19 protein-coding genes are annotated in these 23687 nt (G+C 35.0%); 6 read left to right on the top strand and 13 right to left on the bottom strand.

Features of this window, described 5'->3' with window-relative positions; all coding sequences use genetic code 11:
- Nucleotides 1–60: 60 nt before the first annotated feature.
- Both ACNQO6_RS12735 and ACNQO6_RS12730 read left to right on the top strand, forming a co-directional pair.
- Nucleotides 61–1443 carry an MFS transporter gene (locus ACNQO6_RS12735; RefSeq protein ID WP_440209201.1) on the top strand — a complete coding sequence of 461 codons (1383 nt, stop codon included), beginning with the start codon at nt 61–63 and terminating at the stop codon, nt 1441–1443.
- 107 nt (nt 1444–1550) lie between these two features.
- Nucleotides 1551–2270, top strand: a complete 720-nt coding sequence (locus ACNQO6_RS12730; RefSeq protein WP_440209200.1) for a TorF family putative porin — start codon at nt 1551–1553, stop codon at nt 2268–2270.
- A gap of 439 nt (nt 2271–2709) precedes the next feature.
- Here the strand turns inward: ACNQO6_RS12730 and ACNQO6_RS12725 are convergent, their stop codons facing one another.
- From ACNQO6_RS12725 to ACNQO6_RS12690, 8 genes are all read right to left on the bottom strand, one after another.
- On the bottom strand, nt 2710–3894 hold the full coding sequence (locus ACNQO6_RS12725; protein WP_440209199.1) for an acetyl-CoA C-acyltransferase: 1185 nt from the start codon (nt 3892–3894) through the stop codon (nt 2710–2712).
- Between the two features lie 306 nt (nt 3895–4200).
- A complete protein-coding gene (locus ACNQO6_RS12720) occupies nt 4201–6024 on the bottom strand; it encodes an acyl-CoA dehydrogenase (RefSeq protein ID WP_440209198.1) in 1824 nt (607 codons plus the stop codon).
- Between the two features lie 12 nt (nt 6025–6036).
- The gene (locus ACNQO6_RS12715; RefSeq protein ID WP_440209197.1) at nt 6037–6513 is read right to left on the bottom strand and encodes a MaoC family dehydratase; all 477 of its coding nucleotides are present in this window, start codon (nt 6511–6513) and stop codon (nt 6037–6039) included.
- Nucleotides 6506–7426, bottom strand: a complete 921-nt coding sequence (locus ACNQO6_RS12710) for an SDR family NAD(P)-dependent oxidoreductase (protein WP_440209293.1) — start codon at nt 7424–7426, stop codon at nt 6506–6508. The genes ACNQO6_RS12715 and ACNQO6_RS12710 overlap by 8 nt, the downstream gene beginning before the upstream one ends.
- A gap of 105 nt (nt 7427–7531) precedes the next feature.
- Nucleotides 7532–8296: an SDR family oxidoreductase gene (locus ACNQO6_RS12705; RefSeq protein WP_440209196.1), complete on the bottom strand. Its 765-nt coding sequence runs from the start codon at nt 8294–8296 to the stop codon at nt 7532–7534.
- A gap of 93 nt (nt 8297–8389) precedes the next feature.
- Nucleotides 8390–9082, bottom strand: coding sequence for a histidine phosphatase family protein (locus ACNQO6_RS12700; RefSeq protein WP_440209195.1), 693 nt, complete (start codon nt 9080–9082; stop codon nt 8390–8392).
- Nucleotides 9083–9097: 15 nt separating this feature from the next.
- Nucleotides 9098–10159 carry a phosphotransferase family protein gene (locus tag ACNQO6_RS12695; RefSeq protein WP_440209194.1) on the bottom strand — a complete coding sequence of 354 codons (1062 nt, stop codon included), beginning with the start codon at nt 10157–10159 and terminating at the stop codon, nt 9098–9100.
- Entirely contained in the window at nt 10159–11421 is a 1263-nt protein-coding gene (locus ACNQO6_RS12690) for an acyl-CoA dehydrogenase family protein (RefSeq protein ID WP_440209193.1), read from the bottom strand. The genes ACNQO6_RS12695 and ACNQO6_RS12690 overlap by 1 nt, the downstream gene beginning before the upstream one ends.
- An 81-nt stretch (nt 11422–11502) precedes the next feature.
- Between ACNQO6_RS12690 and ACNQO6_RS12685 the strand changes: the two genes are divergently transcribed.
- From ACNQO6_RS12685 to ACNQO6_RS12675, 3 genes are all read left to right on the top strand, one after another.
- Entirely contained in the window at nt 11503–12453 is a 951-nt protein-coding gene (locus ACNQO6_RS12685) for a LysR family transcriptional regulator (RefSeq protein ID WP_440209192.1), read from the top strand.
- 107 nt (nt 12454–12560) lie between these two features.
- Entirely contained in the window at nt 12561–14177 is a 1617-nt protein-coding gene (locus ACNQO6_RS12680; RefSeq protein WP_440209191.1) for an AMP-binding protein, read from the top strand.
- A 72-nt stretch (nt 14178–14249) separates the two neighbouring features.
- Nucleotides 14250–15104 carry an acyl-CoA thioesterase gene (locus tag ACNQO6_RS12675; protein ID WP_440209190.1) on the top strand — a complete coding sequence of 285 codons (855 nt, stop codon included), beginning with the start codon at nt 14250–14252 and terminating at the stop codon, nt 15102–15104.
- A 90-nt stretch (nt 15105–15194) separates the two neighbouring features.
- Here the strand turns inward: ACNQO6_RS12675 and ACNQO6_RS12670 are convergent, their stop codons facing one another.
- From ACNQO6_RS12670 to ACNQO6_RS12650, 5 genes are all read right to left on the bottom strand, one after another.
- Nucleotides 15195–16619, bottom strand: coding sequence for an aldehyde dehydrogenase family protein (locus ACNQO6_RS12670; RefSeq protein WP_440209189.1), 1425 nt, complete (start codon nt 16617–16619; stop codon nt 15195–15197).
- 144 nt (nt 16620–16763) lie between these two features.
- Complete coding sequence (locus ACNQO6_RS12665) at nt 16764–17879, bottom strand: NAD(P)-dependent alcohol dehydrogenase (protein WP_440209188.1); 1116 nt, start codon at nt 17877–17879, stop codon at nt 16764–16766.
- 299 nt (nt 17880–18178) lie between these two features.
- Entirely contained in the window at nt 18179–18949 is a 771-nt protein-coding gene (locus ACNQO6_RS12660) for a helix-turn-helix domain-containing protein (protein ID WP_440209187.1), read from the bottom strand.
- Between the two features lie 187 nt (nt 18950–19136).
- Complete coding sequence (locus ACNQO6_RS12655) at nt 19137–20486, bottom strand: OmpP1/FadL family transporter (protein ID WP_440209186.1); 1350 nt, start codon at nt 20484–20486, stop codon at nt 19137–19139.
- Between the two features lie 125 nt (nt 20487–20611).
- Nucleotides 20612–21583, bottom strand: coding sequence for an aminotransferase class IV (locus ACNQO6_RS12650; RefSeq protein WP_440209185.1), 972 nt, complete (start codon nt 21581–21583; stop codon nt 20612–20614).
- 558 nt (nt 21584–22141) lie between these two features.
- Between ACNQO6_RS12650 and ACNQO6_RS12645 the strand changes: the two genes are divergently transcribed.
- Nucleotides 22142–23674 carry a flavin-containing monooxygenase gene (locus ACNQO6_RS12645; RefSeq protein ID WP_440209184.1) on the top strand — a complete coding sequence of 511 codons (1533 nt, stop codon included), beginning with the start codon at nt 22142–22144 and terminating at the stop codon, nt 23672–23674.
- Nucleotides 23675–23687: the final 13 nt, after the last annotated feature.

The following is a 23687-nucleotide window of genomic DNA, read 5'->3' as shown; positions in this document are numbered from 1 at the left end:
AAAGATTAGTATCTTATAAATCAATGGAATAGATTACATATTAATAAATGGAGTTTTAATATGAGTAATTCAGATTCAATAAATGATAACGGTAGTGGTGCTCAACTTCTTGCCCGTTTAAATCGTTTACCAGTTATGGGGATGCATTATTTCTGGGCATTATTGCTTGCCATCAATCTTATGTTGGAATATTACGATAATGCAATTTTTGCTTATGCCTCTCCAACTATTAAGTCCCATACAAATTACAGTACTGAACAAATCGGCCTTATAGGCAGTATGTTTTTCGTTGGTATGATTATTGGAGCCCTTATTGGTGGGAGGTTATCTGATAAATTTGGACGCCGATCTATCATGGTGTGGGCTACAATTCTTTATTCATTCGGATCACTTTTAACGGCTATTTCAAATAACTATGAAATGATGTTGTTTTCAAGAACAATTACAGGAGTTGGAGTACAAGCAGCAACCTCAGTATTACTCGTATATGTGTCTGAAATGTTTCCAAGTAATACTCGTGGTCGTTTTATGTCAGTTGTAACAATCGGCTTCGCATTTTCTGCTGTAGCAGCATCCGCTTTAGCACTATTTTATTTACCAAATAGTGGGGCTAATGCTTGGCGTCATCTTTTTTATGTGGGAAGTATTGGTTTTATTATAGCTCCTTTTATGCGATTTTATATGCCTGAGTCTGTTCGATGGTATATTGCTAGAAAAAAATTACCACAAGCTGAAGCTTTAATTAAAAAATTTGAAAGCAAAGCCATATCAAAAAACAAAATATTAATGACACCAAATATTTCAGCTATAGAAAATTATAAAGAATCTACTCTTTCTGATTTATTTAAAAACAAAGCTGTTATTTCTACAATAATTATTGTAGGAATAGGTTATTTCGGATCAACTTTAGCATACTATTTATTTGGAAATTGGGCAGTTTATTCTTTTGTCTATGGTTTAAAATATTCTGAGGAAAAGGCTTATTATATTTTCTTCTTATGGAATGTTATTTATTGTGTAACTCCATTTATAACAATGTATATTCTTGACCGTTTTGAACGTAAATCACTAATTTTAGCAATGTCAGCATTAACTACAGTTCCATTAATTATCTTAGGAATATCAAATACAACTTGGGAGTTAATAGCTGCAGGTGGTGTAGCTTGTATACTTACAGGCATCATCGTAAGTGGATATTATACATATATTCCTGAGGCAATACCTACAAAGTTAAGAGCATTAGGAAGTGGAATTATTATCTCAATTGGAAGATTTGGGGGAGCAATTTCTGGATTATTAGGTGCATGGTTATTTACACATGGTGGAATACAGGGAGTAATGTTTGCAGCCGCTGCCTTGTATATTTTTTTTGCTATTCCAGTAATGTTATATGGTCCTCTCACAACTAACCGTTCTCTTGAAGTAGTCAATAGTAAAAAATAAGCGAAACATAGTTTTATTAACCAAATAAATAGTTTAAAGAATCTTGCGACTTATAATCGCAAGCCAGGAAAACTCAACTTAATTTCATGATATTTAAGGAAAAAATCATGTTAAACAAGAAAATTTCAGTTATTTTATTAACCTGTGTAGTAAATTCATCTCTAGTACATGCCATTGAAATTAATAAGGATTTAAATTTAAATTTTACAACTACAGCTATGTCTGAATATCGTCGTTCTGGTTTTGATTTAAGTGATGGTAAACCTGTAGTACAAGGATTAGTGTCACTGGCCCATAAATCAGGATGGGACATTTCGGCACAAATATCTAATTATGATGTAGTAGTTGTCCCAGCAAAATATGAAATAGCTTATACAGCGGGCTATTTTTATCCTTTTAACGAAAAGGTATATATTTACTCCTCTTTAGGCCAAACAATATATCCGAATTGGGCTGATGGCAATGTTACTGAATGGTTTATAAGCGCTACTGCTTATGGCGCTTTTTTTAATTATTTTTATGACTGGGGAAAAAATTCAAATGCTCAATATCGCTATATAGGATATAAGTATAATTTCCCTAATAATGTGTGGCTTGATATGCGCTATGGCTACAATGATGTAGGAATACAATTAAAGAATGAAGATGGTGATATTCGAAATAACTATAGTGTGCGTAAATTTGAGCTAGGTAAAAAATATAATGATATTAGCTATACATTAGCTTATGTTGATAGTGATTTAACAAACTCAGAATGTACACAAATTATGGCATATGGAGATAAATGTTCATCTACTGTAGTATTTGGAATTAAAAAAACTTTTTAATTTAAAATGGGAAGGTTTTTTATAAAATCTTCCCATCGCTACCTTTTACTTTAATTAATTACAAAAAATTAATATAAAATATTACAAACTCAGTTACTCAAATTTTTCTAAAAAATCAACAATACAACCCCCAAAAAAACCATACATCATCCCAAAAACCTATAAATTTATTTTACACCACTCAAAAAATATTACACTCATATCGAATAATATCTCAACAATTAATGCACATTTATTTTTATAAAGATCAACCAGTTGCAATACATAGAGTAAATATATATAAAATTTACTTTAATTTTAATAGACATTTTTAGTTAAATAAAGTATCAGCTAAATTTTTATTTTAAAAAAAATTCATTAATTACATTGTTTTATGGATTAATTATAAACACTGTTTGCATCATAATATTTACTGATGCAAACAGTAATATTTTTAGTATTATACGACTTCAAATAACCCCGCAGCGCCCATACCCCCACCAATACACATCGAAACGACGACATACTTCACACCACGGCGTTTACCTTCAAGTAAAGCATGTCCAACCAGTCGGGATCCTGTCATTCCATATGGATGGCCTATTGAAATACTTCCACCATTTACATTGTATTTACTTGGATCAATTCCTAGCTTGTCTCGACAATACAATACCTGACAAGCAAATGCCTCATTAAGTTCCCATAAACCAATATCATTTATTGAAAGACCATGCTGTTTAAGTAGTTTTGGAATTGCATAAATAGGACCAATACCCATTTCTTCAGGTGCGTTTCCAACGACCGTCATTCCACGATAAATACCTAAAGCTTCAATTCCTAATTGTTCAACTAATTTTCCATTCATTATCACGCAAGCACTTGCTCCATCTGATAATTGGCTGGCATTTCCAGCGGTGATTACCCCACCATCAATAACTGGAGATAAATTATTTAATGACTCTAATGTAGTACTCGGTCGATTCCCTTCATCTTGACTCAAAGTTATTTTTTTAAGTGAAGATGTTCCTGTAGCTTTGTCCATTATCATCATTTGAGTGCTAATTGGGACAATCTCATTATCAAATAAGCCTGCTGCCTGTGCTCGGGCTGTACGCAATTGAGACTCTAAGGCATATTGATCTTGTACTTCTCTAGAAATCCCATATTTCTTTGAAACGAACTCTGCTGTTTCTAACATTGGCATGTAAGCAGTTGGTTGATTAGCAAGGACGTTAGGATCCATAGCAGCCTGCACCCATTCCATATAACGGCTTTGTACAGCAGAAATATTTTCCTGTCCTCCAGCAATAACAGTTTGCATACCGTCATACATGATTTGTTTCGCTGCGGTAGCGATCGCCATTAAACCGGATGCACACTGACGGTCGATGGTCTGAGCACCAATTACCGCTGGTAAACCAGCAGCGAATAAACCATTTCGAGCGATGTTATTTCCTGCTGTACCAGCATTTAAAACCGAACCAATTACAGCATCTTCAATACGGTCTGGTTCAATACCTGCTCTTTCCACTGCATGTTTAATTGCATGACCTAACATTGTAGGTGAATGAGTCGCATTAAAAGCACCTCGATATGCCTTACCAATCGGTGTACGAGCTGTCGAAACAATTACTGCATCAATCATGGGGCTTCCTTGTACTTGTAAAAATGAAATAGATAAAAATATTGCAATGGAATTAAGGAGTAATGATCTTTAGCTGTACATAAGTAGTTCTAACCTATAGGTCTTTTATAAATTTTAGGCAATGCAAATCCATTGCCTCGTTTTATGACGAAACTTATATGTTTACGAACTCTACAATTAATTAGAAATAGGAATATTTATGGGAACAATGATGACTTCATCATCTAGAATGGGCTTCGATTAGAAGTCATATTGTATTCTCAAAAAATACGTCACCTATATAGAGCTATGAATATCAATGCATCCTTAAAACCATTGCTCAGGCATATTCAGAGGAGTGGTTTCCACTGGATCCAGTACTGCCAACCAACTGGATATTTTTGGCATTTCCCAGCCAAAAAAGTAATCACAAACTGCAAGTTTTCCGTTTAAGAAATCGCTGCTTGATGATGTCTCAATAGTTTTATAAATTGTGATAGCTTGATCTAACCATAACCAACCTACGACTAAATGCCCAAATGCCTCTAAGTAGTTTGCGGCATTTGCTAATTGCACTTCTAAATCTTCTAGACTGTGCAAGCTTTTAGTCACTCGAAGGATTTCTTTCCATGCCTGATCTAATTTATTTGCATGGCTCTGTAATTTATCTATCGATAGCGCTTGCTTAATGGTTTCAGAAATCTTCTCATCCAACAGTTTCACAGATAGTCCATCATTGATACGAGTTTTACGACCCAATAAATCTAAAGCCTGAATACCAAATGTTCCCTCGTGAATTGGATTTAGTCGGTTATCTCTATAGAACTGTTCCACATTGTATTCACGGGTATAACCATATCCGCCATGAACCTGAATAGCTAAATCGTTTGCTACAAGTCCCCATTGAGAAGACCAGCTTTTTACAACAGGCGTTAATAAATCTAATAAGACGTTGATCTTATCGCGTTCTTCTTTATCTTCAAGTGATTTACTATCATCTACTAGTCGTGCTGCATATAAACATAATGCTAAAGCCCCTGACACATATGACTTCTGCGCTAATAACATTCTGCGAACATCAGCATGTTTTATAAGGGGTACTTGAGGTGAGTTTATATCTCTATCACTTCTTGGACGTCCTTGTAATCGCGTTCTAGCATAATCAAGAGCATGCAGATAACCTGTATATCCTAATGCTGCAGCTGACAATCCTACAGAAATACGGGCTTCGTTCATCATATGAAACATATAAGCTAGCCCTTTTCCAGGTTCGCCTATTATATGCCCTAAAGCCCCTGATTTTCCTTCAGGAGTAAACTTACCTTCCCCCAAATTTAAAACACAATTAACAGTACCTCGATAACCCATTTTGTGATTTATTCCCGCCAGTACAACGTCATTTCTTTCCCCTGGCCGTCCACTCTCATCAAGTAGTTTTCGAGGAACAGCAAATAAAGAAATACCTTTTACACCTGCTGGAATTTGGCCATTTTCATCAGGTATTTTAGCTAGAACCAAATGTAAAATATTGTCAGAGATTTCATGATCTCCTCCGGAAATCCACATTTTGTTTCCGAATAGGCGATATCTACCATCTCCATTAGATACAGCACGTGTCCGGATATCAGCTAAACTAGAACCTGCTTGGGGTTCTGATAAGCACATTGTTCCAAAACATTTACCCTCTGCCATCGCAGTTATGTAAGGTGTGATTAGGTCTTTTTCACCATAAGCCATTAAAAGGTTAGCATTTCCAATCGTTAAAAAAGCATAAGCTGCGGTACCTGCATTTGCTCCTAAGAGGTACGCCATACCTGCCCGTTCAACTGTAGTTGGAAGATTCATTCCACCCCATTCTGCCGGGAATGCAGCATTCATTAAACCCGCTATAGAAAATTCCCGTAATGCTACTCCCACCTCTGGATTTACCTTAACAGTTTCTCCATCAAAAGAAGGTTCATTACTATCGTTTTTCTTATTGTGCGGCGCGAATAAATCAGTTGCTAAACTTTCATAAACATTTAAAACTGACGTATAGTCAAAACGATCTTGGCCTGAAAAACATGTTCGCTGATTTAATTGATCTACTTTTAACCAGTCGAATAAAATAAAATCTAAGTCGTTTCGAGACAGAATAAGCTCATCTACCATGAAAGATACCTACTATAAAATTAGAAGTGATAACCATTCTGCTATAAGGGCTGGTTTAGTTTCATTCTCAATCTCAACAGTTACATCTAGGACCATTTGATATCGACCATGAGATTTTTCTTTTATTGATTTTAGTAAGAAATGTCCACGCACTCGTTTTCCACTATGTACGGGATTAATAAAACGCAAGCTATTCATTCCATAATTTATAGAACTGGTTAATTCTTTAATCTGCGGCATAGCTTCTGCTGCCATAGCAGATAATAAAGATAGCGTAAAAAATCCATGGGCAATGGTGCCTCCAAATGGACTTTGGCTTGCTGCTTCTTCATCTACGTGAATATATTGCCAGTCACGTGTCACATCCGCAAAGGCATTAATTGACGCCTGATCAATCGTAATCCAACCAGAGACTCCAAGTACTTCATTTTCCAGTTCAAAAAGTTGAGCAATTGAAATCGGTGATTTATTTGAAAGTGCTTCACCCATTTTCTTCCCCTACTTTTAAGCCAGCTTTATTCAACTCTAGTTCACCTTGAACAAAGCCAGACATAGGGACAATTTCAGCTGTACGATTTGAAACTTCATCTAATCGCTCTAATAATGTATGTGCTGTCTGTTCCCCATTACCAATATGAATACCTTGAGTCATTGTGATATGTGCTGCTTCAAAACTTCCCGCTCCAGCACAGAGAATCATTCTGGTTGGTGCATCTTCACTCACGAGTACAGCAGCGGCGGGACTCACCGTGCTAGGTGCAAGTGCTTTTAATGACTCTTCAGGCAATAAACCTTCCAGCATACGAGTCGCTGCAGTTGGGGCTAGGCAATTAACACGAATATTATATTTTTCACCTTCAAGCGCTAATGTTTGCATTAAGCCTACTAATGCCATTTTGGCAGCACTATAATTAGACTGACCAAAATTTCCATACAAGCCTGATGATGATGTGGTCATTACTATGCGACCATATTTTTGTTCTCGCATAATTTCCCAAACCGCTTTAGTACAATTTACCGCTCCCATTAAATGCACTTCTACCACCGTACGGAAATCATCTAAAGACATTTTGGTAAAGGTTTTATCACGCAGAATTCCGGCATTATTAATTAAAATATCTACTCGCCCCCAACGCTCAATCGTTTCTTTTACCATTGCTTCTACTTGAGAAGCCTCAGTAACTGAGGCACCATTTGCAAATGCTTCTCCACCGGTACTTACAATTTCATCAACGACTGATTGAGCTGCATTTGTTGATCCGCCATTTCCATTGACATCACTTCCTAAATCATTCACTACTACTTTTGCACCTAGACGAGCTAACAATAAAGCATGTTCTCTTCCAAGACCTGCACCAGCTCCTGTCACAATCGCAACTCGATTTTTCAAATCAATCATAATTTCTTCCTTAAAATAGTTATCGGTGATATTTACAGTTTATCCACTATCAGAATTGGAATAGATGAATAGTTGATGTAATTCGTAAAAATATAGCTACTTTAATTTTTAAATAGTGTATCCACCATCTACGACAATACACTCGCCATTGGTATAGCTTGCTGCATCCGAAACTAAATATAGTACCGTTCCAGCCATTTCCCGTGGTTCAGCATGGCGACGTAAAGGAATATCTGCCATTAACTTTTCATATAATTCAGTATCATTGAATAAGGCACCCGCAAACTTAGTTTTAGTAAAACCTGGAACCAAAGCATTAACTCTTATACCTAATGGGCCACATTCTTTTGCAAAAGTTTTAGTCATATTGATGACAGCAGCTTTCGTAATTGAATAGATGCCTTGCTTATCACCCGGCTGTAAACCATTTACTGATGCAGTATTTACAATTGCACCGCCACCTTGTGACTTCATCAATTTCCCTGCCTCAATAGACATGAAGAAATAACCACGAATATTCACTTCTACCGTTTTGTTATAGGCTGCTAAATCTGTATCTAAAACATGACCAAAATATGGATTTGCTGCTGCATTATTTACAAGAATATCTAAGCGGCCATGTTTATTACGAATATGTTCAAAAATAGAAGAGATATCCTCCATTTTCCCAACATGACATGCAAATGCTTCAGCCTTTCCACCCAAGGCAATAATTTCTTCTGCAACAACTTTACAGTCTTCAATTTTTCGGCTTGAAACGATGACATAAGCACCTTGTTCTGCTAATAACTTAGCAATTTCTTCACCAATGCCTCGACTGGCTCCAGTTACCAGCGCTATTTTTCCTGTTAAATCAAAAAGATTCCTAGCCATGCTTTTATACTCCTATTTCCCTTTTCTTTTATGTGCCCTAATAAAATTTTCTATTCTTAGAAAACATAAACCTTTATATTTCAGTTAAGTAAATTAATGCCAAGTTAATAAATTTACACCATATTCACGGAAATGCTGGTGCTCGTTTAGACTTAAAATGCTGTGGCGTTTACTGTCACTTAGAATTTGTGTGATACCGCAATTCACCATTGACCAATTCAACTCAAAAGTAGCTCGATCAGTTAAACCTAGCAGTGATTGTATAATTACGGAAATCACGCCTCCTGAACTAAAAACAACGACATTTTTTCCTTTTGAACTATTCACAATATCTGTAAAAGCACTGACACATCTGTTCTGAAATTCCTTCCATGTTTCACTATAGTCAGCATCATATTGGCCACTTTGCCAGCGGCTTACAGCCTCACCAAACATGACTCCCATGGTTTTTATAGGATGAGATGAGCTTTTAATTACTTCTAGAATTTCAGCTTTAGTTGGATATTTTTTCTTGTCCAAATTTAATAAAACTTGTTCATGATCAAATTCATTCAACCCTTTATGTGGAAGAACAATTAGAGAAGAATGCATCTCTGCTAAACAGTGTTGTGCAGTTTCTTGATGTCTAATCATTTCTCCGCTCCATGCATTGTCGAAAGATTTAGCCTGATCATCAAAAACTTTACCTAAAACCCTAGCTTGTTCAGCCCCTTTTATAGATAGCTGATCATAATTGTCAGTACCCCATGAAGCTTGTCCATGCCTTACAAAGGTAATTAAAGCCACAGATATCTCCTTTTGCTATTTCGATTGCCAAGTCAATTGCATACAGCGAACAAATAGAGCTTCGACAAAACGACCAAACTCTTTAAAATCAGGATTTTGTGTTTCTTTATGGTAATAACGATAATAAATCTGCTGGCAAATTACGGCTAAACGAAACAAACCGAAAACTTCGTAAAAATTCCAGTTATCTGTCTGTAGTCCTGTCTTTTGTAGATAGTATTTAACAACTTCCTGACGAGTGAGCATTCCAAATAAATGGGTAGGCTGTCGTCTCAAAGTTCTCAATAAAACGCTATCATCATCTTGTATCCAATACGCTAATGCACAACCCAAATCCATTAAAGGATCTCCTAAGGTCGCCATTTCCCAATCTAATACTCCAATAAGAGTTGTAGGGGAATCGGGATCTAAAATAACGTTATCAAGACGCCAATCATTATGAATAACACAAGTCTTCACATCCTCAGGTATATGATTTAACAACCAGGTTTGTACGCTCTTAAAACTTGCAACATCTGGTGTTTTCGCCTGATCGAAACGTCGTATCCATCCTTCTACTTGTCTACGGCAATATCCTTCACCTTTACCTAATGCCTCTAGGTCGGATCCTTTAAAAGGAACGTTATGAAGTGTAATTAAAGCATCTATTGAATTAATACATAATTGACGCATTTGTTCAGGCGTCAAATTTAGATTTTCAGGAAGATTAGCCCTAGTAATTACTCCTTCAATTCGATCCATGACATAAAAGTCACAACCGATAACGGTCTCATCAGTACATAACGCAACCATATCTGGAACTAACGGGTATAAAGGCTTAAGTGATTTCTGAACTTTATACTCACGATTCATATCATGTGCAGATTTTGCTTTAGTTCCCGCTGGTGGACGTCGTAAAATTAAATCTCGATTATCGTAACGAATACGATATGTCCAATTAGAAGCGCCACCTGAGTACTGGGTAACTTGTGGCATACCTTTTAGAACAATTCCCTGTTCCGTCAACCACTGGTCAACCGATTTAATGTCTAGTTCCTCACCTCGGCGAATAGCTCCACCTACATCGATAGTACTCATTAAGCAATCTTTCCTTCTAATGAGTGATACTTACGTCCAAATCCTCTCTTTTTAAGCTCAATTTTTGTAATCACGCGCTTATGTACTTCATCAGGACCATCAGCTAATCTTAATGAACGAGCAATTCCCATAAATCTCGCTAGAGGTGTATCGTCTGATACGCCCATTGCTCCATGCATTTGTATTGCCATATCAATAACTTGTTGCATCATGTTCGGCGCGATTACTTTAATTGCTGAAATCTCAGTCATTGCAGCAACATTCCCTACTGTATCCATTTTCCAAGCTGCATACAGGGTCATTAGACGTGCTTGAGCAATTGCTATCCGCGCATCTGCAACTTTTTCCTTATTGCCACCTAATTCCAAGATAGGTTGACCAAAAGCGGTACGAGTCATTCCTCGATCAATCATCAACTCTAATGCACGTTCTGCTGCTCCCACACATCGCATACAATGATGAATTCGTCCTGGTCCTAAACGTCCTTGTGCTATTGCAAACCCTTCACCGGGACCACCAATAAAATTCTCAATAGGTACACGAACATTTGTAAAACTCACTTCTCCATGTCCATGGGGCGCATCGATATCACCAAAAATCGGTAACATTCTTTCAATTTTTATTCCTGAAGTATTAACAGGGACAAGAACCATAGAATGTTGTTGATGGCGACTTTTTGATGAATCAGGTGTATGAGCCATAAAAATTAACAACTTAGTATTAGGATCACCTAAACCTGATGACCACCATTTACGACCGTTTAAAACAATTTCATTTCCTTCTATTATTGCTGTAGCTTGCATATTAGTTGCATCACTCGAGGCGACACCTGGTTCAGTCATGCAAAATACAGAACGAATCTCACCATTTAACAATGGTAGTAACCATTGTTTTTTTTGTTCTTCGCTACCATATTTCCATAGAAGTTCCATATTTCCAGTATCAGGTGCATTACAATTAAAAACCATTGGTGCTAAAAAGCTACGTCCAGTTTGTTCTGCAATATGTGCATATTCTTGAATGCTTAATCCAGCCCCAAACTTTTCATCAGGCAAAAACATATTCCATAATCCAGCAGATTTAGCTTTACCTTTAAGAACCTCTAAAGCTGCTGGCCATTTCCATGTTGTCCAATCTGCAGGATCACAAGTACGATGTACTTCTTTCCAGAAGTCATCTTCAATTGGAATGATTTCATTTTCCATAAATTGTTTAGTTTTTTCTAAATACGCTTTACCTTTTGCGCTAATTTCAAAATCCATTATCTTTAACTCTGTTTTTGTATTTGATAAGCGTACCTAAAAGCGTATAATGAATAAAATGAATTAATTTAATAGTAAATCATGCATGAAGATAATAAAAAGGTAGCTTCACTCGCACGTATTGATCTGAACTTGTTCAGAGTGTTTGCTACAATTTACAAAGAAAAAAACTTAACACGTGCTAGTGAGCAATTGTTCTTAAGCCAACCTGCGGTAAGCCATGCTCTTGCTCGACTTCGTGAACATTTTAATGACCCTTTATTTATTAGAGATGGTCATGGTGTAATGCCGACCATATTAGCGAAGCGAATTTGGCCAAATATTGAACAATCCCTATCTCTAATAAATGAAGCAATAAAAAGTACTCTAGATTTTCAGCCAGAAAGGGATTTAAAAAAAATAACTATTGCAATGATTGATGAGTTTGAACCTATATTACTTCCTTTAATTACTCAACATTTTTCTAAATTTAATAAAGAATTAGTAATTAATAGTGTTCGGATTGATCGAAAAAATTTACGTCAAGAGCTAGTCTCAGGAAGAATTGATTTTTCAATAGACGTCAATCATTCCATCGAAGAAGGTATTGCACAACAAACTTGTTTAAAAGATAAATTAGTTATTATGTGCCATAAAGAACACCCAATTTTAAAATCCGGGTTAACTCTAGAAAATTATTTAGATGCTAAACATATTACGGTGTCTGCTCGACCAACAGGAAGAGTATTTGAAGATTTTATACTATCAAAACAAGGATTTAAGAGATCGATTAAACTTCGCTGTCAACAATATCAAACAGCTATTAGTATGCTAGCTCAAACAGAATACCTTCTTACAATATCTTACACACAGGCTTCCTACCATAAAAAAAATTATCCCGATGTAAATATCCATGCAATACCAGCGAAAATTGAAGGATACGAAATGAATCTTTATTGGGATGAAGAAAAATCTAAAGAACAAGAAATCATGTGGTGTAAAACACAGTTAATAGAAATTATAAGTACTCTACAAAAAACAGTCAGACCATAGAGACTAAAATTAGTTTTATGCATGGTTTAATATTTATTTAATTCATTTTATTCATTTATTAAAAACCCTTAATCTCTTAATAATACAAGGAAGATAGGGATAAGAAATTGACTAAAACATGGCACCAAACATATGAAAAATTTGGCATACCAGATGAAATTACACTGCCAACAATAAATAGCTCAATGATCGAGATTTTTGAACGAAATGAAAAAAAATTCTCAAATAAAACGGCTTATATTTTTAAAGATAAAAAATTGACCTACCAACAGGTAGATAATTTATCTTTACGATTTGCTGCCTTTCTCCAGTCATTAGGACTTAAAAAAGGCACTCGCGTCGCAGTTATGCTACCGAATGTTTTACAATATCCAATATCAGTTATGGGTATCTTACGGGCTGGTTTGATTCTAGTAAATATTAACCCGTTGTATACTCCAAGAGAACTTGAGCATCAACTCAAAGACTCAGGAGCAGAAGCTCTCATTCTATTGGAAAACTTAAAAGATATATTTCAGCGAATAGCATCGCATACTTTTGTTAAACATTTATTCTTAGTTAATATAGCAGACTCTTTAACTGTACCATTTGCAGACACTAGTCAAGATAAATTAAATTCTTTCAATAGAGGATTAAGATATCCAGCATGTTGTTATAAGAAGCCAAAACTAAATTTGAATGATACTGCTGTATTACAATACACAGGTGGTACAACTGGTGTTTCTAAAGGAGCCGAATTAACACATCGCAATCTAGTCGCCAATCTACTACAAAATGATGCGGTCTATGGTCCAGTCCTGCTTACAGGCAAGCAAGATCATCAAAATATGATATGTGCTTTGCCACTTTATCATATCTTCGCTTTTCAACTTTCAATGATTTCTCAATACGTAGGTTTTGCTTGTGTACTAATCTTAAATCCTAAAGAAACTGCAAGCCTCATAGATGAAATGATTAAGCATCCGCCTGTATTATTCCCTTCTGTAAATACATTAACAAATGCTTTAGTCAACCATGAAAATATTAAAATGGTAGATTTTAGCCACTTAAAGTTATCTTCTAGTGGAGGAATGTCCACATTGCCATCAACTGCAAAAGCTTGGTTTGAACTAACAAATAAACCTCTACTAGAAGGTTACGGTTTATCTGAAACTTCACCGGTCGTCACTATTAACCCACCGACTATTAAAGGATTTAATGGAAAAATAGGCATACCTTTGCCATCCACTGAAGTTGCTATTCTTGACGATAATGGGCAAGAGGTCCCATTAAACAAAGAGGGAGAAATTGCGATTAAAGGTCCCCAAGTAATGAAGGGATATTGGAACCGTCCAGAAGAAACAGCGAGCGTGATGACGCAAAACGGATTTTTCCGTACTGGGGATATAGGTGTAATGGATTCAGATGGTTTCATAAAAATTGTGGATCGTAAAAAAGATATGATTTTAGTATCTGGCTTTAATGTTTATCCTAATGAAATAGAAGAAGTTGTTAGTAGGCATCCTAAAGTTCTTGAAGTAGCAGCGATTGGTGTCACCGATGAAAAAAGTGGAGAAGTACCAAAGCTATTCATTGTAAAAAAAGAAAATGATTTGACTGAAAATGACATTTTTAGATTTATTTCAGATAAATTAACAGCGTATAAGCAACCTAAATATATTGAATTTTTAAGTGAATTACCTAAATCAAATGTAGGCAAAATTTTACGTAAAGAGTTGAGATAAGATTAAGTCGATCATTTATAGAGACATATTTAAAAAAATTTGTCTCTTTTTATTTTTTAAAGGACAGAGATAATGAACATCCTTACTCAGGATCTCCTTTATTTACTTGAGTTAAAAGAAATCGATTCTTTAATATTCCAAGGAAATTGTACGCAAGTATTTGGTTCACATTTATTTGGTGGACAACTTTTAGCTCAATCCTTAGTCGCTGCAGCAAAAACAACAGATCGCCCAGCACATTCATTACATGCATATTTTATACGAGCTGGCAGAACAGATATTCCTATTCTTTATCAAGTATCTGACCTACAAGATGGCTCGATTTTTAGCCGCAGAGAAGTAAAAGCTTTACAAAATGGACAGTTAATTTTTATCGCGCTCATCTCTTTTTCATATTTTGAACAGGGCCCTGAGTTCCAGATTTCTCCTCCAGTTTACCCGCCCCCAGATTCCTTACAACCAGAGCAGTACCATAAGTTACAAGTTATTGAACAAGTACCAGATAACTATAAATCAATATTTATACGCCCTTTTCAATTAGAAATTAAACCAACTCAATTTTTAGGTTGTAAAACAAAAATTAAGTCCTCTTCTTATGCTGAATATTTTAGGACTTATGACAAATTAACGTTAAAAATAGACTCTGTTACTTTACATCAAGCTATTATGGCCTATTATTCAGATTATAATTTACTCTCCATTTCTCTTTTAAATAATGGAATTAGCTACTTTGATAATAATATTAAAGCTATAAGCTTAGATCATATTATTTTTTTTCATCATAACTTCAGAGTTGATGAATGGTCTCTTTATGATTTAAGTACAAATATAAGTTCACAGGCAAGAAGCTTAAACTACGGAAAAGTATGGCAAAACAATAGGCTCGTCTGCAGCACAGTTCAAGAGTGCTTACTACGAAAAATTTAAGTATTATTAGTGATCTATACAAAAGTCTTTCTTATCATAAAACTACTTTTCCAGAAAAAAATAGGGCTTTAAAGGCCCTATTTTTTTATTTTATTCACCAAAGCCCACTACTGACTTTATTTCAACAAATTCATACAACGCTTGCTCCCCCCATTCTCGACCATTTCCAGACTGTTTATATCCCCCAAACGGTGCGGCAAAATCTAACGGAGCATAATTCAAATAAATTTGTCCTGCCCGAATTTTCGATGCGACTTTACGGGCATGCTCTATTGAACTACTTTGGACATAACCGGCCAAACCAAAGGGAGAGTCATTAGCAATTGCAATCGCCTCATCCTCATTAGAATAACGAATCATCACGAGTACTGGCCCAAAGATCTCTTCCCGAGCAATTCTCATAGAATTAGTTACATTCGCAAAAATAGTCGGTTTAGCAAAAAAACCTTCTTCTAACCCTTTAGGTGAACCTAGACCGCCGGCAATAATTTCGGCACCTTCATCAATACCAATTTGAATATATTTTTGAACAGTATCAAATTGTTTTTTAGATGAAAGTGGTCCCATATAACAATTACTAGATGGGACACCTACAGTAATACTTTCTGCCGTTATGCGGGCTTGTTCCACAGCTGCTTCATATTTTGATTCATGAATAAGCATTCTAGTTGGAGCAGTACATGTCTGGCCTGTATTCATCATAATTGCTTTAACACCATTATCTACAGCCTGAACGATATCAGCGTCATCTAATATAATATTCGCAGATTTCCCGCCCAACTCCTGATGAACACGTTTCACAGTAGGAGCCGCATCTACAGCCACAGAAATTCCTGCGCCAGTAGAGCCTGTAAAGCTAATCATGTCTATATCTGGATGACGTGATAAAGCAGAACCCACTTTACCACCATGCCCGTTTACTAGATTAAAGACACCTGCAGGTACACCAGCTTTATCAATAATCTCTGTTAGGAGCCATGCAGAAAATGGAGTTTGAGCAGCTGGTTTCAATACCATAGTGCAGCCTGTAGCAAGAGCCGGTAAAACCTTTACAACCACTTGATTGATAGGCCAATTCCAAGGAGTGATAAACCCACAGACTCCTATTGGCTCTCTTAATATACGAGTAGTACCTTTTTGCTCTTCAAAAGGAAACTTTGACAGTGCTTCAATCGTAGTATTTAAATGAGCCAATCCCATCGCTGCTTGATATTGACTAGCAAGCCAATCCGGGGCGCCCATTTCTTCGCTAATCGCAGCCGCTATTTCAGCTTCACGCTTCTTATATTCATTAGCAATTGCTTTTAGAAGTTCAAGCCTCTCATTTACTGAGGTTTGTGAAAAACTGATAAATGCATGTTTTGCAGCTTTTACTGCATTATTAACTTGTTTTTCAGTACCATCAGAAATAATACCAGCAACTTCACTAGTCGATGGATTAATTACTTCAATATTAGATGTGCCTTGACCATCTAACCAGTTACCATCAATGTAAAATCCTGTATATTTACGCATAACCTCTCCTATTTTAAGAGTTATTTTCCTTGAAACTTATTAGATTTAATATGTAATTTACAAACATATATTATCAACAAACATATAAGCTATAAATAATTTTAAATTAAGAACTATAATCCACTTGCTTATCATTAATTTAAACTATACAGAATAACTATGATCAATAATTAAAACAGGTTTAATTGTTTTCCCACTTAATGAATCAGAAGATGCTGTATTAATATCTTCAAAATCATAAAATTTTATTAATTTCTCATAAGGAAATTTTCCTTGGGCATGAAATTCTAATAATTGTGGAATACTAATTTGTGGAATCCCTTCTCCCATAACTACACCAATAATCTTTCGGCTATATACAACAAGATCTGCTAATGTATTCACGGTAAGGTCCTTGTTGGTCACAGCAACTGGTGCAGCTACCCCTTTAATTGCTAATGCATCAATAGATGCTTTCATAACTTCAGATATTCCTGTGGTATCGATTGAATAGTTAACACCGACCCCTTTGGTAATTTCTTTAATTTTTTCTACAGCGTCAACAGATTTGCTATTAATTACATGAGTCGCCCCTAACTCTTCAGCCAGACTCAGTCTCGAATCATGGATATCAACCGCAATAATTGTTGAGCAACCCATAATTTTAGCAGTCATCATTGCGGCTAAACCTACCGCACCAGTACCAAAAATTGCAATTGAAGAACCAGTTGTTGGCTTCAAACCATTAAGAACTGTACCTGAACCTGTCAATAAACCGCATCCTAAAGGACCAAGTAAGCGAAGATCTGCTTCTTTAGGAACTGCAATTAAGTTAGTTTCTTTAACATTTGTATGAGTCGCAAAAGATGATTGGAAGAAGAAATTATTGACCTCTGTACCATCTTCTTTTTTAAATGGAGCTGAACCATCATCGCGATGTTTACCCCAATTTAACTTCATCCAATCTGTACATGCTGCAGGCAATCCATGCATGCAATGATTACACTGCTTGCAGTACGCATAAGCTAAAACAACATGATCACCGACTTTAAAATTTTTAATATTCTTTCCTACTTTTTCCACAATACCAGCACCTTCATGTCCTAATACACCTGGAAATTCATAGGCAGCGTGTCCTAATCTTACAGCATCATCAGAATGACAAATTCCTGAGGCAACAATCTTGACTTGTACTTCATCATCTAGTGGTTCGGCAAGTTCAAGTGTGTCTATCGTATATGGTTCATTAACTAATTTAACTACAGCTGCTCTAATTTTCATCTTATAACTCCTTTTAAGACTTGATTATTATTAACAACTAACGACCAAATAACAGTTCATTAAAAATATATAAACGTTACTCAACCAAATTTATTAGTAATAGAACTTTAACACCAAACCTCATAATTTGAACTTATTTTAAGTCCACTCTATGGATCTCAAAAAATTTAGTCAAAAAAATATTAATTACAACTTAAAAATTAAAAATGGAGCTAATTAGGGTACCAACAACTACTCACCTTATCAAAAATTCAAAACATAATAATATTATCTCTATTAACACTTACGCCAAATGAAAATTAATATATTAATTTAGACATTTTATTTGCAGTTCTTATTAATTTTGGTATCAATTCATCTGCCTTTTCTGGCTGAAGCTTGTCATTAACAGCTGAAATAGAAAGTGTCATGTAAGGTATTTCAGCATTTTTAGTAGGGATAACAGTCGTAATTCCACTAACATTTGGATATACTAAATTTTGAGCATATATATAATTATCTTTTTTCATTTTATCTATCAAATTAGGTATAGTTTTTTTAAAATTAAGATGATTTGCTAAAATCCATTCTACAGGAGCTTCTAATTGTGGTTTTTGAATCCAGTTTCTTTGATCTCCTTCTTTCAAATAAGCTAAAAGCGCTAAACCAGAAAAAGTCGCTGTAAAAGGTTTCAAATCCCCTTTATTTATAATATAAGGAATAATAGGATTACCTCCCTTACAGACAGAGATATACCGTACCCCATTAAATTGTTTTAATCCAATACAAACTAAATTACCACATTCGTCAGCCAATTCTTGAGCAAATTTTTCTAAGTTATTTAAATCTAGAATAGGGATAGGTGCACTTAATCCTAAAGTAAACAATTCTGGACCAAGCTGATATATCTTATTATCTAACTGTTGAACAAATCCAACTTTGATTAAATCATTTAATATCCGATGTGTAGAGGCATGAGCAATACCCGTTTCAAGAACTAATTCTTTTAAACGCATTCCATTTTTAGAGCTACTCAAACTTAATAGAATATGAGCAATCTTATTTGTTAATATAGCAGTTTCACTTTTCATTCCTTTATTCCTAATAATTATGAAAAATATTTAAAAAATATATTTCATTAGATCCTTTAAAAATCACAATCCATTGATTTAATTAATTATTTTTATAAGAAACAATATAAATTATAATAAACCAAGGCAGAAAAATAAGTTAATCTGCCTCGCAGCTCATAAATATCAAAAAATAGCTATAGATAGCTTAAAAGCGGTATCCAAACTTTAAAGCATACGCAATTGCGTGATTATTTTTAAACTCGGCCTGCTCTGAAAAATCTTTAATACCTTCGATTGGTAAAAAGTAACCGCCACCTTCAGCTTTAGTATCACCTAGCCAAAAATATTTTACGCCAGCAGCAATAAAATAATTAGGTGTTGGATTATATTGAGCGCCAAGCCCAAAAGACCAAAAACCTTTCACGGGTCCAAGTGTTGATGCAGGGGTACCTGATCCAGAATCCCAACCAATATCAGAGCCAATACTCCACCGGTCTGTTAGCTGTTGTCCCAATCCCAAAGTTACACTATATTGATCTTTTTGATAGGAATCCAAATCAATGCCTTGTTTATATGCCCCACCTGTTAATGTATCCATATAAATTGCTGTAAGTGTATCGTATTGCGTTGGACGAATATTAAATTTTTTCCAATTCACCCATCTAAGATTCATATAGGCAAGTGTCTTTTCAGCAATCCCTGTTTGAAAATCTATATTTAATGATTGAGGAGTTTCAATTTTAGTTTTTGAAGGTGCAGTGTATTGTAGGGGTTCACCAAAAATATTTTCATCTACTTGAAAATCATATTTAATTTTAGAACGATAAGTTACAGCCGCTTTAAGCGCGATCTCAGGAATTTGATAACTTCCTCCTATTAGCCAACCAAGACCACCTTTTTCTTTAAAATTAGCATTGTATCCATTGAAAGCTTCCGTATAAGCCATTCCTCTGAAAGAGACATTACCTTCTACACTTTGATAAACGGGCCCACCATACACCTGAAAGTTTTTAATAGGTAAATAACCTAATATAAAACTCAAATTTTGGCTTTTTACATTTACGGATGTGCCCTCACCGCTTACACCATCAGAATAGCTATTATTAGGGAGAACTGGATAGGCTGTTTTTGCAGCGAAAGGCTGATCATAAAGTATACCAAAGTTGATTTGATCCGTTAGTTGCAACTTTAATGCAGCTGTGTAGAACTGATTAGCTTGCCCAATATTACCAGTATGACGGCTTTGATTCGGCTGAACAAGATCCGGACGATCATGAACTTCACCAGAAACAGAAGGATCAATAGCAAAAGCATTTACTTCTGCATAATTACCATTCTCTAAAAAGGGCAATATCGACTGGCCCGACTGTTCAAGAGCTGAAGCATGACTATAACTATTAAAAAAAACACCTACTACGCTAAATATAATTGGGCCAAATTTGAACTGACTTTTTTCAGCGAAAAAATATTTCTTCCGGTTATTTTCAATAGTATCTTTCACTATTTGTATATGAGACCGTAACTTAGCACGTTCCTTGTTTACAGTTTTTTCCATTATTAATCCTTAATCCTTGATTTTTAATTTTTGTTCACTAGCCAATTCGTAGCATTTTTAATTACTTACAAGTTAAGCCTATTTATTCAAAATTGACTTAACTTGTTTATTAATCTAAAGAAATATTAAGACTCATAGTTGATATTAGTTGCTAACCAACCATCCCAACGTTTTGTCCAATATAGGTCATGAAGTTTAGCTGCTAGAGAGTTCTGATCATTTGGTGAAATTGGTAATCTCACATCATCAACTGTTTGGATTGGCATAACACCACCAGCAGAACTTGACGTGAATGCTTCATCAGCTTCAAGAAGTTCTTCTGCTTTAACTTTTGTAATATGCGTTTTAACGCCTAGTTCATTAGCTAATTCAATGACAGTTCTTCGAGTAATACCTTCTAAACATCCAGAATCCGGCGTATAGATTTCATTATTTTTTATGGCAAAAATATTGGCACCTGCAGCTTCCGTTAAATAGCCATTTCCATCAGTTAAAACGACCCAATCTTTGTCTTGACTGCGTGCCTCGTAAAGACCAAGTTTCATATCCATCCAATGGAAATTTTTGGCTGTTGGATCTACAGCTTTTTCAGAAATACGATTGTAGTGTTTACTAATTAATACTTCTAATCCGTTTGTTCTGCGCTCATCATCTGCTTGAAAGAAATATGGAGAAACAAAAGCAAACATTGCATTTTGTTGCAATACAGGATTCTTTCTACTTGCGCTACTTAATGGACCTCGCGTTACAGCCCACCAAACATAAGCATCTTTAAAACCTGTTAATTTAACTAGGTTTGTAAGAATTTCTTTAACCTCTTCACGGCTATATGGATTCTCGAGGAAGAATTTTTGACATGATGCTTCCATACGATCCAAATGATCATCTAAACGAAAGAATGATCCTCTAGATACAGTTACAACATCATATGCAGCATCAGCATGTAAAAAACCTGCATCCATTAAAGGGACAGAGGCTTCTTGGATTGGCACATATTGCCCATGACAGAATGCACTTCCATAAGAATATTGCTCTTCATGTTTTGCACGCTGATGCAGTTCATGTTCAGCCATGATTTTTTCAACTTGTATAACCATTACAACTTCCTTTTGTACAACACGTTTAAACCATATCTAATATTGCTTAACAAAATAAAAAAAGCAATATTTTTATTAAAAATGAATACTAACCAATAACCAATATAGTTTAATGTTACAAAAAATTTCATCCCGATCTGAAATTGTTTGCTGATATTTCTTTTTTTTTTAAAAAAATTAATTAAAAACAAGTATATATAATTAATTCTACTAGAAAAAAATAAAAATAAAAATAAATCAACATTATCAATAACTTAATAAAAATATTTTTTTAAAATAAATTATTTATAATATTTTTCATAAACTTAAGTTTAACAACACCTTGTTAGAACTAAGTAGTTCAGTAATTATCTTGAATGATTGACGCTATGTAATTGGTAATTTAATAATAAAAATAGGTCTTTTTTCATTTACTCCAAGCAGTTTAAAGCCTGAATAGGCGTATCTGAATTAGGCTTTTGTTCATCAGGATCAAGGAAGAATGAAGATTAAATATCAACATCTCAGAAAATCTAAATGATGCTCAATTTACTGAAGTTATGCAAAGAGGAAAAAGATATGAGTTCATCAGATCAAACTGCTATTACTGATGTTTTAATTATCGGTGCAGGGATTGCAGGTATCAGCGCAGCCTATCATTTAAAGAAATTTAGACCTCATTCAACGTTTAAGTTATTAGAAGGGCGTGAAGAAATCGGAGGTACTTGGAGTTTATTTCGTTACCCAGGTATTCGCTCAGACTCAGATATGCAATCTTTTGCTTTTGGCTTTAAGCCATGGAAAAATAAACGAACTTTTGGTAGCGCAAGAATGATTTGCGATTATCTGCAGGAAACAATTTCAGAAAATGAGATTAAGCCTCATATTTGCCTTGGCCATTATGTTACAAGTGCAGAATTCTCTTCTACTGAGGGAATTTGGATAGTTAAAGTTAAACAAAAAAATCAAGAAAATATCTCAACTTTTCGCTCGAAATTCTTAATTATGAGCACAGGTTATTATGATTACAACTCTGGTTATACACCTGATTTCAAAGGAGTTGAAGAATTTGAGGGGCAAATTATTCATCCTCAACATTGGCCCGAAAATTTAAATTATAAAAATAAAAAAGTAATTGTTATTGGTAGTGGTGCCACTGCAGTAACATTGATGCCTGCGATGGCTAAAGATGTTGAGCATATCACCATGCTTCAAAGATCACCTAGCTATGTCATGGCAGTCCCAAGTGAAGATCCAATTGCTAATACCTTAAATAAAATTCTACCTTCGCAGCGTGCTTTTGATCTTATTAGACGTAAAAACATTACTTTAACAAGAGCCGTATATAAGTTAAGTCGTCAATTTCCAGGTTTTATGCGCCAATTATTGATTGGAGACGTACGACGAAAACTTCCTAAGGAATTTGACGTATCAACTCATTTTTCGCCTAAGTATAATCCATGGGATGAACGTCTATGTGTTGTACCAGACGGTGATATGTTTAAGGCAATTTCTTCAGGAAAAGCTTCTGTTGTAACAGATCATATCGAACAATTTACCAAAGAAGGTATTTTGTTGAAATCTGGAAAATTATTAAAAGCTGATATTATTATTACTGCTACAGGTTTAAATGCTATACCTTTTAGCCGAATTCAAATGTCTGTGGATAATAAAGCTATAAACTACCCAGATACTACTATCTATAAATCAATGATGTTGTCAGATGTACCTAATTTTGCATTTGCTTTTGGTTATACAAATCTTGCATGGACATTAAAAATTGATCTCATCTGGAAGCATTTTTGTAGACTTTTAAATTATATGGATGAAAACAAATTTGAGATTTTCACTCCTGTTATCAGTAACAAAAATATGAAACGTATTCCATTTGTTGATATGAACTCAGGTTACATTCAAAGAAGTATTTCACTGTTTCCCAAAGCAGGCACTGAAGGCCCATGGACCTTACAGCAAGACTATGAGTTTGATATTAAGAGACTTGAGAAAGGTCCCGTATTTGATAAGGAATTACACTTTTCTCATGTCTCACCAAAGAAAAAATTAACCGTAGTAGCCTCGGCGCCGTCTAACGACGTAAAAAAACACGCTTAATAAATCTTTAATA

The organism is Acinetobacter calcoaceticus (assembly GCF_051947995.1).
Lineage (GTDB): Bacteria > Pseudomonadota > Gammaproteobacteria > Pseudomonadales > Moraxellaceae > Acinetobacter.
Note: the sequence above shows the minus strand (reverse complement) of the source record. Positions and strands in the feature narration are given on the sequence as shown.